This window comes from Rathayibacter sp. AY1D9 (genome assembly GCF_002932395.1).
In the GTDB taxonomy this organism is placed as follows: Bacteria; Actinomycetota; Actinomycetes; order Actinomycetales; family Microbacteriaceae; genus Rathayibacter.
In genome coordinates, this window is record NZ_PSVQ01000001.1 from 124936 (window position 1) to 144152 (window position 19217).

Genomic DNA, 19217 nt, shown 5'->3' on the forward strand with positions numbered 1-19217 from the left:
GGGCGGAGGAACACCGACGCGGGCCCGTCCGCCGCCGCCCCGTCGACGAGCGGCAGGCGCACGCCGAGCGCGAGGACCGATCCCGTCGCCGATTCGGCCTTCGTGAGCGACGGGATGCGCATCGCCGGCGCCTGGGCCTGGCGTGTCCTCGTCGTGGTCGCGGCGCTCGCGGTGCTGGTGCTGCTCGTCATCGAGCTGCGGCTGATCGTCATCCCGCTCCTGCTCGCGATCGTGATCGCCGCCCTCCTGGTGCCGTTCTCGAGCTTCCTCCAGCGCCACCGCTGGCCCAAGTGGGCCGCCGTCGTCCTGGCGGAGCTGGGGATCGTCGTGGTGATCGGCGGGCTCCTCTTCCTCGTCGTCACCCAGGTCTACTCCGGCTTCGACGACCTCAGCCGGCAGACGGTGCAGTCCTACGACGACTTCAAGGCCTTCCTCCTCGAGTCGCCGCTCCACCTCACCGAGACCGACATCAACCAGTACGCGCAGCAGGCGCTCACGGCCCTGCAGCAGGACTCGGGGATGCTGGTCAGCGGCGCGCTCAGCGTAGGCTCGACCGTCGGCCACCTGCTGACGGGCGTGCTGCTCACCCTCTTCTCGACGCTGTTCATCCTCATCGACGGGCCGAACATCTGGAGCTGGGTCGTCCGCCTCTTCCCGCGCCGCGCCCGCGGAGCCGTCGACGGCGCCGGCCGCGCAGGGTGGGTGACGCTGACCAACTTCGTGAAGGTGCAGATCCTGGTCGCCTTCGTCGACGCGGTCGGCATCGGCCTCGGCTCCTTCCTCCTCGGCGTCCCGCTGGCCATCCCGATCGGCGTGCTCGTCTTCCTCGGCTCCTTCGTGCCGGTCATCGGCGCCGTGGTGACGGGGGCGCTGGCCGTCTTCATCGCGCTGGTCTACAACGGACCGCTGATCGCGCTCTTCCTGCTGATCGTCGTCCTCGCGGTGCAGCAGCTCGAGGGCCACATCCTCCAGCCGCTGATCATGGGGTCGGCGGTCAAGGTCCACCCGTTGGCCGTCGTGCTCGCTGTGGCCGGAGGCTCGATCATCGGCGGCATCGCCGGCGCCTTCTTCGCGGTGCCCGTCGTGGCCACGCTCAACGTCATGGTCAAGTACGTCGCGAGCGGAGCCTGGCGCTCGCCGACCCGAACCCCCGAGAGAGTTGCCGCAGAGCATGCAGACTAGCCGCGTCGTCGGACCCGCCCTCCACGAGTTCGAGGCGGCCCGCGCCGTCCTCGCCCCCGTCATCGCCGCCACCCCCATGGAGACCAGCACCTTCCTCGCGCAGGTCCTCGGCTCGCCCGTGTTCCTCAAGTGCGAGAACCTCCAGCGCACCGGCTCCTACAAGATCCGCGGAGCGGTGTTCCGGATGTCGCGGCTCACTCCGGAGGAGCGGGCCCGCGGAGTCGTGGCGGCCTCGGCCGGCAACCACGCGCAGGGCGTCGCCTACGCGGCGCGGGAGCTGGGGATCAAGGCCACGATCTTCATGCCGATCGGCGTCGCGCTGCCCAAGCTCGCAGCCACCCGCGACTACGGCGCGGACGTGGTGCTGAGCGGCCACATCTTCAACGAGGCGCTCGCGGCGGCGGCGGAGTTCGCCGAGCGCACGGGCGCGGTCTTCGTTCCTCCCTACGACCACCCCGACGTGATCACCGGCCAGGGCACGGTCGGCCTCGAGATCCTCGAGCAGGCCCCCGCCGTCGAGACCATCGTGGTGCCCATCGGCGGCGGCGGCCTCATCGCCGGGGTCGCATCGGCGGCCAAGCAGAAGGCGGCCGAGGAGGGGCGCACGCTCCGCGTCATCGGCGTGCAGGCGGCCAACGCGGCGCCGTACCCCCTCTCGCTCGCGAGCGGCGAGCCGACCGCGATCACGATCTCTCCGACGATCGCCGACGGCATCGCCGTGGCGAAGCCGGGGCAGCTGAACTTCGCGATCGTCCGCGAGATGGTGGACGAGGTCGTCACCGTCGAGGACGACGACATCGCCCGGGCTCTGCTGGTGCTGCTGGAGCGGGCGAAGCTCGTGGTGGAGCCAGCGGGCGCGGTGGGCATCGCGGCGATCCTGACGGGGAAGATCCGCGACGCCGGAGCGACCGCGGTCATCCTGTCGGGCGGCAACATCGATCCGCTGATGATGGAGCGGGTGATCAGCCGGGGCCTGGCCGCGTCGGAGCGCTACCTCAAGATGAGCATCGGGCTGCCGGATCGTCCGGGGCAGCTGTCGCGCATCGCGGAGCTCATCTCGGAGGCGAACGCGAACGTGGTCGAGGTGCTGCACACCCGGCACGGCCGGGGCCTGCAGATCAGCGAGGTCGAGATCGAGATCAGCGTCGAGACCCGCGGCCCCGAGCACGCCGACCGCGTCATCCAGGTCCTCACCGACGCCGGCTACGCCCCCCGCATCTCCCGCAACTGACCGCCTGTGGGCGCCGCGGTGTTCTCCGCAGAGCGGAGGACAAAGCCGGTACCGGCGATCTCGCGCCCTCGCCGTCGCCGCGAAGCCTGCGCGGCGCTCCCGTTCGGAGAGGGCTGATCCTGCGTCACAGCGCTCTCCGCAAGGCGGAGGACGAAGCGGTACCGGCGGTGTCGCGCCCGACGCTGTCGCCGCGAAGCCGGCGCCCCCCCGTCTGGAGAGGGCTGATCGTGCGTCGCGGCGTTCTCCGCAAGGCGGAGGAGGAAGCCGGTACCGGCGTTATCGCGCCCTACGCTGTCGCCGCGAAGCCGGCGCCCCGTTCCCGTTCAGAGAGGGCTGATCGTGCGTCGCGGCGTTCTCCGCAAGGCGGAGGAGGAAGCGGTACCGGCGGTATCGCGCCCGACGCTGTCGCCGCGAAGCCGGCGCCCCGCTCCCGTTCAGAGAGGGCTGATCGTGCGTCGCGGCGTTCTCCGCAAGGCGGAGGAGGAAGCGATACCGGCGGTATCGCGCCCGACGACAACGCCGCGGAGAGCGCCGCGACGTGCGATCAGTGGCCGGACCAGGTCTCGACGTTGGCGACGCGGACCTCGATCTCCCGCCCGTTGGGTGCCGTGAAGCGGGCGGTGTCGCCGACGTTCAGGCCCATGATCGCCGATCCGAGGGGGCTCTGGGGGCTGTAGACGTCGAGGTCGCTCTCGCCCGCCATCTCGCGGTTGCCGAGGAGGAAGCGGGACTCGTCGCCGGCGATCTCGGCGGTGATGATGGTGCCGGCCTCGACGACTCCGTGGCTCTCGGGGGGCGTGCCGATCTCGGCTTCGCGGAGGAGCGAGGTCAGCTGGCGGATGCGGGCCTCGATCTTGCCCTGCTCGTCCTTCGCGGCGTGGTAGCCGCCGTTCTCCTTCAGGTCGCCCTCCTCGCGGGCGACCTCGATGCGCTTGGCGATCTCCTCGCGTCCGTTGGTGGACAGCTCGGTGAGCTCCGCCTCGAGGCGGTCGTACGACTCCTGGGTCATCCAGGTCACCTGTGACTGGTCGGCCATGGTGGGCTCCTGCTCTGCGGGCCGCGCTCGCGGCGCCCGGCAGCACCGTGCGGAGGTGTCCGCGTCCGGCGGTGGGGACGGCCGGCGTCAGGCGGCGGTGGGAATGGCGAGGCCCCGACGAGTCCGTCAGGGCTTCGGGCAAGCCTACGGGAGCCAGCAGGAGGAGATCAAACCTGTGTTCGCGAGCTCGGTGGTGCGGACGGTCTCCGTGTAGGAGCGGAAGCGCTCCGTCGAGGCGGGGTACTCCACGACCAGCCAGCCGACCACGGCGGACTGCTCGTTGAGGGCCTGGACCGCGCAGGCGACCTCGCGGCCGACGGGCGCGGTGAGATCGAAGGAGACGGTGACGGTGCGGTCGTCGACGACCTGGTGCGCGGTGTCCTGGACGTCCACTCCTCCGCGTGCTCCGTCGAGTCCGGCCCAGACGACCCAGGCGGCGAAGACGGCGACGAAGGCGAGCGCGACGCCGCCGAAGAGCCAGCGGTTGCCGCGGCGGGTGCGCGTCGTGCGGCCGTAGCGGGTGGCGAGGGGTCCGGCGGCGCGGACCGCGTCCGGATCGTGCGCGGGCGTGGCGGCTCCCTCGACGCTCTCGGACGTGCGGGCGGCCACGGAACTCCCTGGGTGATGCGTCTACTCTGGACGGGTGGCGCGCGTCCTTCGCGGACAGGAGCGCCGATCCCATTAAACCCCGAGGAATCGAGCGATCGTGTCCCAGGCCGTCGAGGTCTCCGTCGATTCGGAGGTGCGGGACACTCCGCGCCTCCTCGCCGTGCACGCCCATCCTGACGACGAGTCGAGCAAGGGCGCGGCGACGCTGGCCGCCTACGCCTCGCGGGGCGCCGAGGTCATGGTGGTCTCCTGCACCGGAGGCGAGGCCGGCTCCGTGCTGAACGAGGGCCTCGAGGCCCGCGCGCACGCCGAGCGCGACATCGGCGGCCTCCGCCGGTACGAGATGGCGGCCGCTCGCGAGGCGCTCGGCGTCGAGCACGCCTGGCTCGGCTTCGTCGACTCCGGCATGCCCGAGGACGGGAAGGTCGACGCCGCCTCGTTCGCGGGCCTGCCGCTCGCCACGGCCGCCGCTCCGCTCGTGCGCCTGGTCCGCCGGTTCCGGCCGCACGTGATCATCAGCTACGACGAGAACGGCGGCTACCCGCACCCCGACCACATCCGCGCCCACCAGGTCGCCGTCGAGGCGTACCGCGCGGCGGGCCTCGCCGAGGAGTACCGGGGCACGGGCGCTCCGTGGTCGATCTCGAAGCTGTACTACGACCGCGTCTTCAGCGGCCAGAAGCTGCGGGCGATCGCCGAGCACCTGCGCTCGATCGACCCGGAGGACCCGCGCCTGTCGGTCTTCGAGGAGATGAAGCGCTGGAACGAGGACACCCCGTACCTCGCGACCACGCGGGTCGTGATCTCCGGCTTCCACGATCGGCGCGATGCGGCCCTGCTGGCCCACGCCAGCCAGGTCGCTCCGGACAACGCCTTCTTCTTCCTCCCGCACGAGGCGATCGACGCCGCCTGGCCGACCGACGACTTCCAGCTCGTCGAGAGCCGGGTCGACGCGCCGACGCCCGAGACGGATCTCTTCGCCGGTCTCGACCTGGCCGAGCTCGCCCCGGGCCCGACCGCGGTCGTCCCGCCGATCGCTCCCGACCCCGAGCCCTCGGGGGACGCCCCGGTGTCCCCGGAGCCCGACGGCTCCGGCGTCGTCGTCGCCGACGAGGTGCGCGCGTGATCGCCGGGCTGCTCGAGGGCGCCCAGCGCGCCGTCGTCCTCGCCTCCACGACGGTGCCGACCCCGGGTCCCGAGTTCAACGAGGACACGGTCACGCCGGGCCTCTTCGGCTTCATCACGATGCTCGTGATCGCTCTGGCCGCCGTCCTCCTCGCGCTCGACATGGTCCGGCGCGTGCGGCGCACCACCTACACCGCCCAGGTGAAGGAGCGGCTCGACGCCGAGGAGGCGGAGCGCAACGAGGGCTGAGCCCGGGCTGCACCGGTGGGCCCGGGCCCTGCTAGGCGTTGTAGGCGGGGTGGAGCGAGACGATCAGCGCTGCCGTCCAGTGGCAGAGGAACGCCACGGCCGTGAGCGCGTGGAAGATCTCGTGGAAGCCGAAGACGCCCGGGACCGGGTTGGGCTTCTTGATCCCGTAGATCACGGCTCCGACGGAGTAGCAGAGCCCGCCGGCGAGGACGAGCACCATCATCGTCGCGCTGGCCTCGAAGAGCGGACCGAGGTACATCACGGCCGCCCAGCCCAGCAGCAGGTAGAGCGGCACGTAGAGCCAGCGCGGCGCCCCGATCCAGAAGACGCGGAAGCCGATCCCGAGCAGCGCCCCCGCCCAGACCAGGACCAGCAGGAGCGTGCCCTGCGCGGGCGGCAGGGCGAGCACGGCCAGCGGCGTGTAGGTGCCGGCGATCAGCAGGAAGATGTTGGCGTGGTCGATCCGCTTGAGGATCATCTTCGTCCGCGGCTTCCAGTCGAAGCGGTGGTACAGAGCGGAGTTCCCGAAGAGCAGGAGCGACGTGGTCGCGAACACCGCGGCCGCCCACTTCGCCGCGGTCCCCTCCGCGACCACGATCAGCACCACTCCGGCGACGATCGCGAGCGGGAAGAGGCCGGCGTGGATCCAGCCGCGCCAGGTGGGCCGGGCCTCCGCCGAGGAGTCGTGCTCGATCGCGTCCTCGACGAGGGGGAGGGCGGGCAGGTCCGGGCCGTCCGCTCCGACGGCGTCTCCGCCGCGGTCGGTGCGGGCGCGGGGATCGGACGGGGGAGGCGTCGGCCGCTGGCTCATGCCGGACAGACTACGACGCCGTCCCGGGCCGACGCCGAGCGCCGCCGGGCTTCGAGGAGCGCCCCGGGTCGACTACCGTGTCACTGTGCCGAAGCCGAGACTGCCTGTGGGAAGGGACCTCCTCTACGGCGTCTACAAGAAGCGCCTCCGCTCGAGCCTTCCCCCCGACTCCCTGCCGAACCACGTCGCGATGATCATCGACGGCAACCGGCGCTGGGCGCGGCAGCGGGCCCTCGAGACCGCCGCGCACGGCCACCGGGCCGGCGCCGCCAAGGTGCACGAGTTCCTGCAGTGGTGCGACGAGCTCGGCGTGCGCCACGTCACCCTCTACCTGCTCTCGCAGGACAACCTCGTCGGCCGCGACAGCAGCGAGCTGACCGAGCTGATCGCGATCATCGCCGACCTCGCCGAGGAGGTCTCCCAGCAGCCCGACTGGCGGGTGCAGCACGTCGGCTCCGACGAGGGCCTCCCGCCCTCGCTCGTGGCCGCGCTCGACACGGCGGAGGCGCGCACCGCCTTCCACACGGGCCTGCACGTCAACCTCGCGGTCGGCTACGGCGGGCGGCACGAGATCGCCCAGGCCGTGCGGAGCATCCTGGAGGAGCACGGCAAGCGCGGCTCCTCCATCGAGGACGTCGCGGGCCTGCTGACCCCGGAGCTCATCGGCGAGCACCTGTACACCAGCGGGCAGCCCGACCCCGATCTGGTCATCCGCACCTCGGGGGAGCAGCGCCTCTCCGACTTCATGCTCTGGCAGAGCGCGCACAGCGAGTTCTACTTCATGGAGGCGCTCGGCCCCGACATCCGCGAGGTCGACTTCCTCCGCGCGCTCCGCGACTACGCCGGACGGCACCGCCGCTTCGGCAGCTGACCTCGCGGCTCCTGCCGCACCACCGACCGGAAGGGCCGGCATGAGCTCGAACGAGGCCACCTCCACCACGACCGAGGACTACCTCGCCGGCTTCGGCGAGGAGACCGGGTACCTCGACTTCGGCCGGGTGGGCCCGCTCTCGGCGACCGTCGCCGCCGAGCAGGAGGCGGCCGTCGAGCTGCTGGTGCGCGCGCGCAGCGGCACACTCGACGAGCTGTTCCGGCAGGACGAGCGCGTCCGGGAGGCGGCGGCGGCGCTCGTGCGCGTCCCCGCCGACAGCGTCGTCTTCCAGCCCAACACCTCGACCGGCCTCCTGCACGCGCTGTTCGGCGCCTCGGGCGCGGTGCTGCTGTCGGCCGCGGAGTTCCCGAGCCTGCCGTTCGCGGCGGTGCGCTCGGCGCAGGCTCTCGGCTCGGTGGAGCCCCGCTGGCTGCGGACCGAGCAGGGACGGGTGACGCCGGAGGCGGTCCGCGAGCAGCTCACGGACGACGTGACGACCGTCGCGGTGAGCCTGGTCGACTCCCGCACCGGCTACCTCGCGGACGTCGCGGCGATCCGCGACGTGATCGGCGACCGGATGCTCGTCCTCGACGCGATCCAGGGCTTCGGCATCGTCGACGCGCCCTACGAGCTGGCGGACGTGGTCGTCACCGGCGGCCAGAAGTGGCTCCGCGCCGGCTGGGGGACGGGCTTCCTCGCGCTCAGCGAGCGGGCGCTGTCGCGGCTGACCCCGGTGCTCTCCGGCTGGACGGGATCGGAGCAGGCGGAGCCGTGGGACGAGGTGGCTCCGCCGCGCGGCGACGCCCGCGCCTTCAGCATCAGCAACCCGGACCCGATCGCCCAGGCCCGGCTCGCGTCGGCGCTGGAGGAGGTCGCCGCGGTCGGGCAGTCGACGATCGCCGCGCTCGTGGCGGAGCGGGTCAGCGCGATCGTCGACCTCGCGGACGAGTTCGGACTGGCGGTCGTGGGCTCCCGCGGCGAGCACGAGCGCGCCGGCATCGTGGTCGTCGAGCCGGAGCCGGAGGAGCTGGCCCCGCTGGCAGCCTCCCTCGCCGCGCACGGCGTCACCGCGCGCGTGCGTCCGAGCACCGTCCGCTTCAGCGCGCACGCCGGCACCACCGACGCGACCCTCGCGCTGCTCCGCGCCGCCCTGATCTCGTCGGCCACGAGCATCGACTACTAGGCCGGATTCCGCGCGTTCACACACTGGTTACACATTCGTAGCGGTGAGAAGCACACGGATGTCATTCGCCGGGTTAGGTTCGAGTCATCAGGTACAGCGCCTGGTCGAGACGGCCACAGAAGTACGGCTCGACATCGCGCAGACGCCGAAGGGACACTGCGCGGTGCACGACACGCACCGATGAGACCGGCTCGAGGACATGAGCCGGGGGCTCCGGCCCCCGGAGTGTGGAGAGTCGTCGTGACAGTTCCCCAGGGCATGGATCCGCAGACCGGGACGCAGGGCGGCGTCCACCGCCGTGTCCAGCACGGCTCCTCGGATCCGGCCGATCAGCTCCTCCGCACCTACGTCCTGGACACCTCGGTGCTGCTGTCGGATCCGTCCTCGATGTTCCGGTTCGCGGAGCACGCCGTCGTGCTGCCGATCGTCGTCATCAGCGAGCTCGAGGGCAAGCGCAACGATCCCGAGATCGGCTACTTCGCCCGGCAGGCCCTGCGCCGCCTCGACGAGCTGCGCGTGCAGCACGAGCGCCTCGACTTCCCCATCGCCGTCGGCCGCGGCGGCACGCTCCGCGTAGAGCTCAACCACTCGAACATGTCGGTGCTGCCGAGCGGGCTCCAGATGGGCGATAACGACGCGAGGATCCTCGCCGTCGCGCTCAACCTGCAGAGCGAGGGCGCCGTGGTCACCGTCGTGTCCAAGGACATGCCGATGCGCGTGAAGGCCGCCTCCATCGGCCTCGCCGCGGAGGAGTACCTGGCCGAGCAGGCCCCCGAGTCCGGTTGGACCGGCATGGACGACGTGACGCTCGGCGGCGACGCGATGAGCGAGCTCTACGACCGCGAGCGGCTCTTCACGGACGTCGTGGCCGACATCCCGGTCAACACCGGGCTCGTCGTCCACTCCGACCGCGGCTCCGCTCTCGCGAGGGTCACCGGCAAGCGGCAGATCACGCTGGTCCGCGGCGACAAGGACGTGTTCGGCCTGCACGGGCGGTCGGCGGAGCAGCGGCTCGCGATCGACCTGCTGCTCGACCCGGAGGTCGGCATCGTCTCGCTCGGCGGCCGGGCCGGCACCGGCAAGTCGGCGCTGGCGCTCTGCGCGGGCCTGGAGGCGGTGCTGGAGAAGCGCCAGCACAAGAAGATCATGGTCTTCCGGCCGCTCTACGCGGTGGGCGGCCAGGACCTCGGCTTCCTGCCCGGCGACGCGGCCGAGAAGATGAACCCCTGGGCGCAGGCGGTCTTCGACACGCTCGGGGCGCTGGTGTCGCAGAACGTGCTCGACGAGGTGATCGAGCGCGGGATGCTCGAGGTGCTGCCGCTCACGCACATCCGCGGGCGCTCGCTGCACGACGCGTTCGTGATCGTCGACGAGGCGCAGTCGCTGGAGCGGAACGTCCTGCTCACGGTGCTCTCGCGGGTCGGGCAGAACTCCCGGGTGGTGCTGACCCACGACGTGGCGCAGCGCGACAACCTCCGGGTCGGCCGGCACGACGGGGTCGCCTCCGTGATCGAGACGCTGAAGGGCCACCCGCTGTTCGCGCACGTCACGCTGACCCGCTCCGAGCGCTCGGCGATCGCCGCTCTGGTCACCGAGATGCTGGAATCGAACGAGCTCGCCTGACGGGCTCGCTGTGCGTCCGGTCCGTGGGATCCGAGGATCCCCGGGCCGGGCGCGTCCCTGCAGGGCACCGGGGCGTAGCGTGGACGGGTGAGCATCCTCGACGACGCGCTCCTCGAGCGCTTCCGCACCCGCGCGGCCGACTACGACGAGCGCAACGCGTTCTGCGCGGACGACCTGGAGGAGCTGCGCTCGATCGGGTACCTGGCGCTGCTCGTCCCCGAGGAGCTCGGCGGTGCCGGCCTCGGCCTGGAGCAGGCGGCCGCCGAGCAGACGCTCCTCGCGACCGCCGCGCCCGCGACCGCGCTCGCCGTCAACATGCACCTGGTCTGGACCGGGATCGCGCGAATCCTGCTCGAGCGGGGCGACGACTCCCTCCGCTCGGTTCTCGTCGACGCCGCGACGGGTCACGTCTTCGCCTTCGGCAACAGCGAGGCGGGCAACGACCTGGTGCTCTCGGATTCGCTGACGCGGGCGGAGCCGCTCGGGGACGGCGGCTACCGCTTCACCGGCACGAAGGTCTTCACCTCCCTCGCGCCCGCTTGGACGCGGCTCGGCGTGTTCGGTCGCGACGACAGCGGGTCGGAGCCGCGGCTCGTGCACGGCTTCGTGCACCGTGAGCGCCCGGACTCGCCGGTCGCCGGGCTCGAGGTCCGCGACGACTGGGACACGCTCGGCATGCGGGCGACCCAGAGCCGCACGACGGTGCTCGACGGCGTCGTCGTCCCGGCCGAGCGGATGATCCGCTCGCTGCCCGTCGGACCGACCGCCGACCCCTTCGTCTTCGCCGTCTTCGCGGCCTTCGAGGTGCTGATCTCCTCGGTCTACCTCGGTGTCGCGCAGCGCGCGCTCGAGCTCGCCGTCGCCTCCGTCCGCCGACGGACCTCCCTCCGGGCGGGAGGGCGGCCACTGGCGGAGGACCCCGAGGTGCGGCACCGGGTGGCTGAGACCGGGATGCTGCTCGACGGGCTCGAGGCGCCCCTGCGCACGGCGGCGGCCGACGTGGACGCGCTCGTCGACCGCGGCGCGCGCTGGTTCCCCTCGCTGGTCGGGGTGAAGATCCGCACCACGGAGGGAGCGCTCCGCGTGGTCGAGAGCGCCGTCCGGATCGCGGGCGGCTCGGCGTACCAGCGCCGGTCGGAGCTCGGTCGCCTCTACCGCGACGTGCTCGCCGGGCAGTTCCACCCCTCCGACGACGCGTCGGCGCACGGCGCCTGGGCGTCGCTCCTGCTGGGACCGCTGCCGCCGCACGACTGAGGCCGGGATGGGACCCGCCGCCGCCCGAGCACGCCGCCGGGCCGCCCTGTGGAGAACTCCGACGCCCCGAGGGCGTCGCCCCCTAGTCTCGGCGGATGCTCCGCGGATCTCTGCTCGACCGGGCCGCCCTGCTCCTGGGCGCCCTGGCGCTCCTCCTGATCGGGGCCCCGCACCTCGGTCGGGCGCCCGGCCTCGTCCCGGTGGCGCTCGCGAGCGTGCCGCTGGTGCTGGCGGATGTGCGCGGGCACCGGCTCCCGAACGCGGTCACGCTCCCGCTGCTGGTGGTCGGAGCCGTCCTCGCGCCCACGGCGGGGACGCTTCTCGCCGTCCTCGCGACGGTGCTGTGCCTGGGCGTGCTGCATGCGGCGGGCGGGCTGGGCCTCGGCGACGTGAAGCTCCAGGCGGCCCTCGCACCGCCGCTCGCGGCTCTCGGACCCGAGCAGGTCGTCGCCGCGCCCGCTGTCGGCTTCGCGGTGGCAGGGCTGTGGGTGCTCGTGCTGCGCGTCCGCGGACGGGTCGCGTTCGGACCGTTCCTGCTCACGGGGTTCTGGCTGGTGCTCTGACGGCCCGCCTCCGCGCCGAGCGCAGGGACGGGCCGTCGGAGGGCCGGGCTCAGCCGGGGTGGGTCATCGACATGACGTCGAGGGCGCTGTCGAGCTGCTCCTCCGTCACCTCGCCGCGCTCGACGAAGCCGAGGTCCACGACCGACTCGCGGACGGTGATCCCCTTGGCGACCGAGTTCTTCGCGACCTTGGCGGCGGCCTCGTAGCCGATCACCTTGTTGAGCGGGGTGACGATCGAGGGGGAGGACTCGGCGAGGGCGCGGGCGTGCTCGACGTCGGCCTCGAGGCCGTCGACGGTCTTGTCGGCGAGCAGCACGGCGGAGTTCGCGAGCAGGCGGATCGACTCCAGCAGCGCCGTCCCCATGACGGGGATCGCGACGTTGAGCTCGAAGGCACCCGAGGCGCCTGCCCAGGCGATGGTGGCGTCGTTGCCGATCACGCGCGCGCAGACCATGAGGACGGCCTCCGGGATCACCGGGTTCACCTTGCCGGGCATGATCGAGGATCCGGGCTGGAGGTCGGGGATCCGCAGCTCTCCGAGGCCGGTGTTGGGGCCGGAGCCCATCCAGCGGAGGTCGTTGTTGATCTTGGTCAGGCTCACCGCGAGCACGCGCAGCGCTCCGGAGGCCTCGACCAGCGAGTCCCGCGCGCCCTGGGCCTCGAAGTGGTTGCGGGCCTCGGTGACGGGAAGGCCCGTCTCCTCCGCGAGGCGCGCGATGACCTTCTGCGGGAAGCCGGCGGGGGTGTTGATCCCGGTGCCGACCGCGGTGCCGCCGAGCGGGACCTCGGCGACGCGGGGGAGCGCCGACTGCACGCGCTCGATGCCGAGGCGGATCTGCGCGGCGTAGCCGCCGAACTCCTGGCCGAGCGTGACGGGGGTGGCGTCCATCAGGTGGGTGCGGCCGGCCTTGACGACCTCGGCCCACTGCTCCGCCTTGACCTCGAGCGACTCGGCGAGCTGCTCGAGCGAGGGGATCAGCGACTCGATGAGCGCGCCGGTGACGGCGACGTGGACCGAGGTGGGGAACACGTCGTTGGAGGACTGCGAGGCGTTGACGTGGTCGTTCGGGTGCACGGTGCGGCCGAGGGCCGTGGTCGCCAGCGAGCCCAGCACCTCGTTCATGTTCATGTTCGAGGACGTGCCCGAGCCGGTCTGGTACACGTCGATCGGGAAGTGCGCGTCGTAGCCGCCCCCGACGACGAGGTCGGCCGCGTCGGCGATCGCCGTGGCGATGTCGGCGTCGAGCACGCCCAGCTCGGCGTTGGCCAGCGCTGCCGCCTTCTTGATGCGGGCGAGGGCCGCGATCTGGGCCGGCTCGAGGCCCGCACCGGAGATCGGGAAGTTCTCGACCGCCCGCTGGGTCTGCGCGGCGTAGAGGGCGTCGCGGGGGACCCGCACCTCGCCCATCGTGTCGTGCTCGATGCGGAAGTCGCCGGAGTCGTCGGTCGGGGAGTGATCCACCACGCTGTGTTCGTCCTTGTCTGATCGGTTGGTGCTGTGCTGTCCGGAGCCGCTCACGCGGGATCCGATCCCACCGCGCTCGGAGCGGCGGCGGAGGAGGCCGAGCCGGAGTCGCGCTCCAGCTCGGAGACGTAGGGGCTGAGCTCGGGCGGATCGATGCCGAGCACGACATCGGACATCACGGTGCCGTCCGAGAGCCGGTAGTTGGCGCCCACGAGGGCGAGCCGCCCGGTCGCGACAGCGTCGGCGATCAGCGGGGAGCGCTGGAGCAGCTCGGCGACCGTGTCGCGCAGGTGCTCGCGGCCGACGGCCAGCGCGTCGGTCGCCGACGGGTCGACGAGCACGCGGCCGTCCGGCTGGGCGCCCACGAGGCGGCGCACCGCGGGGATGATCGGCTCGATCAGGTGCTCGATGTGCGGGGGGAGCCGCTCGGCGCCGGGCGCCTGCGACTGGATCGCCGCCCGGACCGCTCCGCACTCGTCGTGGCCGAGCACGAGCAGCACCTTCACGCCGAGGACGGCGACGCCGTACTCCAGCGAGCCGATGATGGAGTCGGCGATCACCTGGCCGGCGTTGCGGACGACGAAGAGGTCGCCGAGCCCCAGGTCGAAGATGATCTCGGCCGCGAGGCGGGAGTCGCTGCAGCCGAAGAGCGCGGCGAGCGGGGCCTGCGCGGCGGCGAGCTCGGCGCGGCGCTCGACGTCCTGGCGGGGGTGGCGGGGCTCGCCGGCGACGAAGCGCTGGTTGCCGCGGAGCATCTCCTTCCAGACCCACGCCGGCGGGCGGGACTCGCGGGGGACGGTGCTGCTGGTTCCGAGGCTCATCGGGACTCCTCCTGGCCGATCTGCGGGGTGATGGCGTCGACGACCAGGCGGATCTCGTCCGTCGGGGCCGTGCCGTAGACGAGGTAGGTGCTGGAGCCCTCCGTCGTCTCGAGTGCGTAGGGCGTGTTGCCGGTGTCGTCGCCGGAGTCGCGGTGGTCGTAGACGGTCCAGTCGCGGCCGTCGATCGTCTCGACGCCGGTCGCCGCCCGGCGGTCGAGCTGCGTCGCGACCCAGGCCGCGTCCGCGTCGAGCCCCTGGCTCAGGCCGATGTAGCCCGCCTTCGGGGTGATCAGGCCGACGTACCAGTAGTCGGTGCCGTTCTCGCGGCGGAGCTCGGCCGCGTTGGCCTTCCAGCCCTCGGGCAGGGAGGGCACGGCGAGCGTCTGCTCCTCGCCCAGCTGGACCTGTGCGGCGACGCGGGGGACGTCGACCGAGGAGAGCTCCACGGTGTCGCCGCGGGGGACGAGCAGGACGATGAGCGCCACGGCACCGACGGTCGCGAGCAGCGAGAAGACGAGGTTGTTGACCGTCTTGCGCTGACGGTAGAGCCGGGAGTTCTCGGCCTTGCGTGCGGCCGTCTCGGCGGCCGTCTCCGGGCGCCCGAGCTCGGCGACGACCCGCGCGGGCTTCGCGCGGCTCATCCGGCGGCCGCCCCTCCGGAGCGGGCCGCGTCCAGCCGGGCGCGTGCTCCGATCAGCCACTCCTCGCAGCGGGCGGCGAGGGCCTCGCCGCGCTCCCACAGGGCGAGCGAGCGCTCGAGGGTGGAGCTGCCCTGCTCGAGCTCGGAGACGACGCGGACGAGCTCGTCGCGCGCCTGCTCGTAGGAGAATCCCGAGACGTCGGAGTCGGTCGCCGGGGCGTCGGGGGAGTCGGGCATGGGTCTGATCCTATCGATCGGGGCTGAGGGGGGACGGGTGGCGCGGCGGGCTCAGGACCGGCCGGCGGGATCGCCGGTGGGCCCCTCGGAGCGGGCGCCGACGGCCCCCTCCGCGAGCGTGAGGACGAGTGCGCCGCCGGCCGGCGCGTCACCGGGCGCCCGGACGACGTGCCCGGCCGCGTTCTGGACGATCGCGTAGCCGCGGTCGAGGGTGTGCTGGGGGGAGAGGGCGCGCAGGTGGCCGTGCAGGCGCTCGACCTCGAGGTGCGCGCGCTCGAGGCGGCGGTCCACCAGCTCGGCGCCGCGCGCGACCCAACGGGTCAGCTCCTCGGCGTGCCGGTCGACCAGCACGTGCGGCTGGGCGAGCACCGGCCGCGAGCGCAGCTGCGAGAGCCGGTCGATCTCGTGCGAGACGAGCCCGCTCACGCGGCCGGTCATCCGCAGCCGGGCCTGCTGCACGCGCAGCAGCTCGTCGGAGACGTCGGGCACGACCCTCTTCGCGGCGTCGGTGGGAGTGGAGGCGCGCAGGTCGGCGACGTCGTCGAGCAGCGGGCGGTCGGCCTCGTGGCCGATCGCGCTGACGACCGGAGTGGAGCAGGCGGCGACGGCGCGCACGAGCGCCTCGTCGCTGAAGCCGAGCAGGTTCTGGAAGTCGCCGCCTCCGCGGGCGATCACGATCACGTCGATGCTGTCGTCGGCCTCGAGGGTCCGCAGGGCCGAGAGCACCTCCGGGACCGTCCGGTCGCCCTGCACGGCCGAGTGGACCACCCGGAAGCGCACGGCCGGCCAGCGCAGCTGCGCGTTCCGCAGCACGTCCTTCTCGGCGTCCGAGTCCTTGCCGGTGATGAGGCCCACGCCGTGCGGGAGGAACGGCAGCGGCTTCTTGCGGGAGGCGTCGAACAGCCCCTCCGACGCGAGCTGCCGGCGGAGCCGCTCGAGCTTCTCGAGCAGATCGCCCAGGCCGACGTGGCGCATCTCGAAGACCTGCATCGAGAGCGTGCCGCCCTTGACCCAGTAGTTGGGCTTCACCAGCGCGATGACCCGATCGCCCTGCTTGAGGTCGGCCGGGAGGCGGCTCCGCACCGACGACCAGACGGTGAAGCCGACCGTCGCGTCTCCGTACAGGTCCTTCAGCTTCCCGTAGACGTTGCCGCCGGACGCGCCCCACTGGGTGATCTCGCCCTCGACCCACGCGGTCCCGAGGCGCTCGATCCAGCCCTTGATCTTGCTGGCGAGCAGGCCGACCGGCCAGGGTGCGTCGGCGGTGGGTGGGGCGTCGGTCATCGCTGCCTCTGCTCGGAGGGACGGGGGGAGCGGGAGTGCCCTCCCGCGACGACAACGGTACGGGACGGGTCCGACACCGGGACGGCCCGGGCACAGGATGCACCACGTAGAATCAGGGGGTGAGCCAAGTCCCGATCAGCCTGCCCATGCCGCGCATGCCCCGCGCCACAGGGCGTCTGCGCGACGTCCCCGTCGAGGGCCGCAAGCGCGTCCTCCTCGCCGCGCCCCGCGGCTACTGCGCCGGAGTCGACCGCGCGGTCGTCGCCGTCGAGAAGGCCATCGAGCACTACGGTGCCCCGGTCTACGTGCGCAAGCAGATCGTGCACAACGTGCACGTCGTCTCCACGCTCGAGAGCCAGGGCGCCATCTTCGTCGACGAGGTCGACGAGGTGCCCGAGGGATCGCACATCGTCTTCAGCGCGCACGGCGTCTCACCGGCCGTCGTCCAGGGCGCGGCCGATCGCGGTCTCCAGGCGATCGACGCGACCTGCCCCCTGGTGACGAAGGTGCACCGCGAGGCCGTCCGCTTCGCGCGCGACGACTTCGAGATCCTCCTCATCGGCCACGAGGGCCACGAAGAGGTCGAGGGCACCGCGGGCGAGGCTCCCGATCACGTCACCCTCGTCGGCAGCCCCGACGACGTGCCGAACATCGTCGTGAAGGACCCGGACAAGGTCGTCTGGCTCTCGCAGACGACGCTCTCGGTCGACGAGACGATGGAGACGGTGCGCCGTCTCCGCGAGCGCTTCCCCAACCTGCAGGACCCGCCGAGCGACGACATCTGCTACGCCACGCAGAACCGCCAGGTCGCGATCAAGAAGGTCGCCGCGGGCGCCGAGCTGGTCATCGTCGTCGGCTCCGCGAACTCCTCCAACTCCGTGCGCCTCGTCGAGGTCGCCCTCGAGTACGGCGCGAAGGCCGCCTACCGGGTCGACTACGCGAGCGAGATCAAGCAGGAGTGGCTCGAGGGCATCCGCACCGTCGGCGTCACCAGCGGCGCCTCGGTGCCCGAGGTGCTCGTCCAGGAGGTCCTCGACGACCTCGCCGCCGCCGGGTACGGCGATGTCGAGGAGGTCAAGACGGCGGAGGAGGACCTGATGTTCTCGCTCCCCAAGGAGCTGCGCAAGGACGTCGCCGGCAAGCGCGACGCCCGCGGCGTCGGTGGACGCATCAGCGCGGGAGCGGGCGCCTAGAGCGTTCCGGCCCGGACACGGAAGAGGCCGCCCTCCCTCGGGAGCGGCGGCCTCTTCCGTGTGCGGTGGAACGGGGATCGACGCTAGACGTCGGTGCCGGCGCCGCCCTGCGAGCCCGACATGCGCGTGACGTACTCCGCGAACGTCGGGTCGCCCAGGATGGCGATCGCCGCGACGATCAGGGAGAGCAGCACGGTCGCCGCGATCCCGAGGATCGGGACGAGCACGGCGCGCTTGCCGGCGCGGAGCCGCCGGATCGAGATCCACACCGCGAAGGCGACGATCAGCGACTGCGCGAGCGCCACCACGACGCCGAGGATCCGTGCGAGCTCCGGCGACGCGTAGGTGCCGATGCCCTGGGAGCGGTAGAGCTCCTGGAGGGTCGTCGCGAAGCTCGAGGGATCGAGCAGCGTCGGCACGGCGAAGAACACGCCGAGCGCGAGCAGCACGATCGTGAGCAGGCGGTCGACGGGATGCGCGACCGGCTTCGCGGCCGGAGCGGTCGCGGGCCTCGGATCGGTCTCCGACCCCCGCGGGTCGGGGACGACCACGGCGTCCTCCGGCGGCTGCCACGACCAGCCGGGCGGCGCGTACTCGCCGTACTGCGGCTCCGGACGCCTGTCGCCCGGCTGATCGTGTGCGTTCGTCACGGAGCGGTGCCCTACTTCCCGGAGTTCCCGGCCGAGCCGAGCTGACGGGTCGCCTCGGCGACGCGCGCGGCCATCGCGGTCTCGGCGATCTTGCCCCACGAGCGCGGGTCGTAGACCTTCTTGTTGCCGACCTCGCCGTCGACCTTGAGGAAGCCGTCGTAGTTCTTCAGCACGGTGTCCGCGACGGAGCGGCTGAACGCGTACTGCGTGTCGGTGTCGATGTTCATCTTGACGACGCCGTTGCGGACCGCCTCGGCGATCTCCTCGTCGGTCGAGCCCGAGCCGCCGTGGAAGACGAGGTCGAGGGGGAGCGCGCCGGTGCCGTACTTCGCCTGCAGGCCGTCCTGGATCTCGCGGAGCAGCTCCGGGCGCAGGCGGACGTTGCCCGGCTTGTAGACGCCGTGGACGTTGCCGAAGGTGAGGGCGGCCATGTAGCGGCCCTGCTCGCCGAAGCCGAGGGCCTCGACGGTCGCGATCGCGTCGTCGAGCGTGGTGTAGAGGTGCTCGTTGATGTCGTGCGAGACGCCGTCCTCCTCGCCGCCGACGACGCCGATCTCGACCTCGAGGATGGCGTTGATGTTCTTGACGCGCGGGAGGATCTCCTTCGCGATGGCGAGGTTCTCGTCGAGCGGGATCGCGGAGCCGTCCCACATGTGCGACTGGAAGAGCGGCTCGCGACCGGCCTTGACCTCCTCCTCGGAGGCGGCGATCAGCGGGTAGACGAAGCCCTCGAGCGCGTTCTGCGGGCAGTGGTCGGTGTGGAGCGCGACCGTGACCGGGTAGTTCTTGGCGACCTCGGTCGCGAACCTCGCGAAGGCGATCGCGCCGGCCGCGCGGTTCTTCACGGTGTGGCCGGCGAAGTAGTCCGCGCCTCCGGTGGTGACCTGGATGATGCCGTCCGAGCCCGCCTCGGTGAGGCCCTGGAGGACCGCGTTGATCGTCTGCGACGACGAGACGTTGAACGCCGGGTAGGCGAAGCCGCCCGCCTTCGCCTTGTCGAGCATCTCTGCGTACTGGTCCGGGGTAGCGACGGGCATGGCATCTCCTTTGACGGATGAACGAAGGGGGGTCGGGCGAGGCCCGCGTCGCGGATGAGTCTAGCGAGGCGCCCCTCCGCGGTCCCTCCGCCCGTGGAGGGCCCTGGACTAGGCTTCGGGCAGGGATGGGGATCCGCTCCGCGGGTCCTGCGA

Annotated in this window: 20 protein-coding genes; 10 read left to right on the forward strand and 10 right to left on the reverse strand. The window is 72.3% G+C overall.

What is annotated here, in order from left to right:
- A partial coding sequence (locus C5C50_RS00535; RefSeq protein ID WP_374954488.1) for an AI-2E family transporter occupies positions 1-1182 on the forward strand: 1182 nt, incomplete at its 5' end.
- Positions 1172-2413: a threonine ammonia-lyase gene (gene ilvA, locus C5C50_RS00540; protein ID WP_104224429.1), complete on the forward strand. Its 1242-nt coding sequence runs from the start codon at positions 1172-1174 to the stop codon at positions 2411-2413. The genes C5C50_RS00535 and ilvA, both read left to right, overlap by 11 nt.
- Positions 2414-2957: 544 nt before the next feature.
- Here ilvA and greA read toward each other — a convergent pair.
- Together greA and C5C50_RS00550 are read right to left on the reverse strand one after the other, a co-directional pair.
- Positions 2958-3449: a transcription elongation factor GreA gene (greA, locus tag C5C50_RS00545; protein WP_104225519.1), complete on the reverse strand. Its 492-nt coding sequence runs from the start codon at positions 3447-3449 to the stop codon at positions 2958-2960.
- A gap of 144 nt (positions 3450-3593) precedes the next feature.
- On the reverse strand, positions 3594-4058 hold the full coding sequence (locus tag C5C50_RS00550) for a DUF4307 domain-containing protein (protein WP_104272607.1): 465 nt from the start codon (positions 4056-4058) through the stop codon (positions 3594-3596).
- A gap of 97 nt (positions 4059-4155) precedes the next feature.
- Between C5C50_RS00550 and mca the strand changes: the two genes are divergently transcribed.
- Complete coding sequence (gene mca / locus C5C50_RS00555) at positions 4156-5184, forward strand: mycothiol conjugate amidase Mca (protein ID WP_244229458.1); 1029 nt, start codon at positions 4156-4158, stop codon at positions 5182-5184.
- Positions 5181-5432 carry a hypothetical protein gene (locus C5C50_RS00560; RefSeq protein ID WP_258063166.1) on the forward strand — a complete coding sequence of 84 codons (252 nt, stop codon included), beginning with the start codon at positions 5181-5183 and terminating at the stop codon, positions 5430-5432. The genes mca and C5C50_RS00560 overlap by 4 nt, the downstream gene beginning before the upstream one ends.
- 31 nt (positions 5433-5463) lie before the next feature.
- On the opposite strand, the gene C5C50_RS00565 is transcribed toward C5C50_RS00560, so the two are convergent.
- Positions 5464-6243: a hemolysin III family protein gene (locus C5C50_RS00565; RefSeq protein WP_104272608.1), complete on the reverse strand. Its 780-nt coding sequence runs from the start codon at positions 6241-6243 to the stop codon at positions 5464-5466.
- Between the two features lie 106 nt (positions 6244-6349).
- On the opposite strand from C5C50_RS00565, the gene C5C50_RS00570 reads away from it, so the two are divergent.
- The 5 genes from C5C50_RS00570 to C5C50_RS00590 all read left to right on the forward strand — a co-directional run bounded on the left by C5C50_RS00570 (position 6350) and on the right by C5C50_RS00590 (position 11737).
- Positions 6350-7114, forward strand: a complete 765-nt coding sequence (locus tag C5C50_RS00570) for an isoprenyl transferase (protein ID WP_308471827.1) — start codon at positions 6350-6352, stop codon at positions 7112-7114.
- Between the two features lie 40 nt (positions 7115-7154).
- Positions 7155-8297 carry an aminotransferase class V-fold PLP-dependent enzyme gene (locus tag C5C50_RS00575; RefSeq protein ID WP_104272609.1) on the forward strand — a complete coding sequence of 381 codons (1143 nt, stop codon included), beginning with the start codon at positions 7155-7157 and terminating at the stop codon, positions 8295-8297.
- Positions 8298-8555: 258 nt separating this feature from the next.
- Positions 8556-9920, forward strand: a complete 1365-nt coding sequence (locus C5C50_RS00580) for a PhoH family protein (RefSeq protein ID WP_104266924.1) — start codon at positions 8556-8558, stop codon at positions 9918-9920.
- Between the two features lie 87 nt (positions 9921-10007).
- Complete coding sequence (locus C5C50_RS00585) at positions 10008-11174, forward strand: acyl-CoA dehydrogenase family protein (RefSeq protein WP_104272610.1); 1167 nt, start codon at positions 10008-10010, stop codon at positions 11172-11174.
- Positions 11175-11269: 95 nt separating this feature from the next.
- On the forward strand, positions 11270-11737 hold the full coding sequence (locus tag C5C50_RS00590; RefSeq protein ID WP_104272611.1) for a prepilin peptidase: 468 nt from the start codon (positions 11270-11272) through the stop codon (positions 11735-11737).
- Positions 11738-11786: 49 nt separating this feature from the next.
- Here the strand turns inward: C5C50_RS00590 and C5C50_RS00595 are convergent, their stop codons facing one another.
- The 5 genes from C5C50_RS00595 to xseA are packed head-to-tail and all read right to left on the reverse strand — an operon-like array spanning position 11787 to position 16184.
- Positions 11787-13202, reverse strand: coding sequence for an aspartate ammonia-lyase (locus tag C5C50_RS00595; RefSeq protein WP_104224420.1), 1416 nt, complete (start codon positions 13200-13202; stop codon positions 11787-11789).
- A gap of 50 nt (positions 13203-13252) precedes the next feature.
- The gene (locus C5C50_RS00600) at positions 13253-14023 is read right to left on the reverse strand and encodes a carbonic anhydrase (protein WP_208543312.1); all 771 of its coding nucleotides are present in this window, start codon (positions 14021-14023) and stop codon (positions 13253-13255) included.
- The gene (locus tag C5C50_RS00605; protein WP_104225525.1) at positions 14020-14664 is read right to left on the reverse strand and encodes a DUF4245 domain-containing protein; all 645 of its coding nucleotides are present in this window, start codon (positions 14662-14664) and stop codon (positions 14020-14022) included. Before C5C50_RS00605 ends, C5C50_RS00600 begins: the two co-directional genes overlap by 4 nt.
- Positions 14661-14900: an exodeoxyribonuclease VII small subunit gene (locus tag C5C50_RS00610; protein ID WP_104224418.1), complete on the reverse strand. Its 240-nt coding sequence runs from the start codon at positions 14898-14900 to the stop codon at positions 14661-14663. The genes C5C50_RS00605 and C5C50_RS00610 overlap by 4 nt, the downstream gene beginning before the upstream one ends.
- A gap of 51 nt (positions 14901-14951) precedes the next feature.
- Positions 14952-16184 carry an exodeoxyribonuclease VII large subunit gene (gene xseA, locus C5C50_RS00615; RefSeq protein WP_104272612.1) on the reverse strand — a complete coding sequence of 411 codons (1233 nt, stop codon included), beginning with the start codon at positions 16182-16184 and terminating at the stop codon, positions 14952-14954.
- Positions 16185-16330: 146 nt separating this feature from the next.
- On the opposite strand from xseA, the gene C5C50_RS00620 reads away from it, so the two are divergent.
- Positions 16331-17377: a 4-hydroxy-3-methylbut-2-enyl diphosphate reductase gene (locus tag C5C50_RS00620; protein WP_104225527.1), complete on the forward strand. Its 1047-nt coding sequence runs from the start codon at positions 16331-16333 to the stop codon at positions 17375-17377.
- 83 nt (positions 17378-17460) lie between these two features.
- Here C5C50_RS00620 and C5C50_RS00625 read toward each other — a convergent pair whose 3' ends face one another.
- Both C5C50_RS00625 and fbaA read right to left on the reverse strand, forming a co-directional pair.
- Positions 17461-18027, reverse strand: coding sequence for a DUF6264 family protein (locus tag C5C50_RS00625; protein ID WP_104224415.1), 567 nt, complete (start codon positions 18025-18027; stop codon positions 17461-17463).
- Between the two features lie 11 nt (positions 18028-18038).
- A complete protein-coding gene (gene fbaA / locus C5C50_RS00630) occupies positions 18039-19064 on the reverse strand; it encodes a class II fructose-bisphosphate aldolase (RefSeq protein WP_104224414.1) in 1026 nt (341 codons plus the stop codon).
- Between the last annotated feature and the right edge of the window lie 153 nt (positions 19065-19217).

What these genes read in the sequence shown, in the direction of transcription:
- C5C50_RS00575 (WP_104272609.1), top strand. Translation starts at nt 7,155, where the DNA reads ATGAGCTCGAACGAGGCCACCTCCACCACGACCGAGGACTACCTCGCC.
- greA (WP_104225519.1), bottom strand. Translation starts at nt 3,449, where the DNA reads ATGGCCGACCAGTCACAGGTGACCTGGATGACCCAGGAGTCGTACGAC.
- C5C50_RS00600 (WP_208543312.1), bottom strand. Translation starts at nt 14,023, where the DNA reads ATGAGCCTCGGAACCAGCAGCACCGTCCCCCGCGAGTCCCGCCCGCCG.
- C5C50_RS00620 (WP_104225527.1), top strand. Translation starts at nt 16,331, where the DNA reads ATGCCGCGCATGCCCCGCGCCACAGGGCGTCTGCGCGACGTCCCCGTC.
- C5C50_RS00565 (WP_104272608.1), bottom strand. Translation starts at nt 6,243, where the DNA reads ATGAGCCAGCGGCCGACGCCTCCCCCGTCCGATCCCCGCGCCCGCACC.
- xseA (WP_104272612.1), bottom strand. Translation starts at nt 16,184, where the DNA reads ATGACCGACGCCCCACCCACCGCCGACGCACCCTGGCCGGTCGGCCTG.
- C5C50_RS00610 (WP_104224418.1), bottom strand. Translation starts at nt 14,900, where the DNA reads ATGCCCGACTCCCCCGACGCCCCGGCGACCGACTCCGACGTCTCGGGA.
- C5C50_RS00605 (WP_104225525.1), bottom strand. Translation starts at nt 14,664, where the DNA reads ATGAGCCGCGCGAAGCCCGCGCGGGTCGTCGCCGAGCTCGGGCGCCCG.
- fbaA (WP_104224414.1), bottom strand. Translation starts at nt 19,064, where the DNA reads ATGCCCGTCGCTACCCCGGACCAGTACGCAGAGATGCTCGACAAGGCG.
- ilvA (WP_104224429.1), top strand. Translation starts at nt 1,172, where the DNA reads ATGCAGACTAGCCGCGTCGTCGGACCCGCCCTCCACGAGTTCGAGGCG.
- C5C50_RS00580 (WP_104266924.1), top strand. Translation starts at nt 8,556, where the DNA reads ATGGATCCGCAGACCGGGACGCAGGGCGGCGTCCACCGCCGTGTCCAG.
- C5C50_RS00590 (WP_104272611.1), top strand. Translation starts at nt 11,270, where the DNA reads ATGCTCCGCGGATCTCTGCTCGACCGGGCCGCCCTGCTCCTGGGCGCC.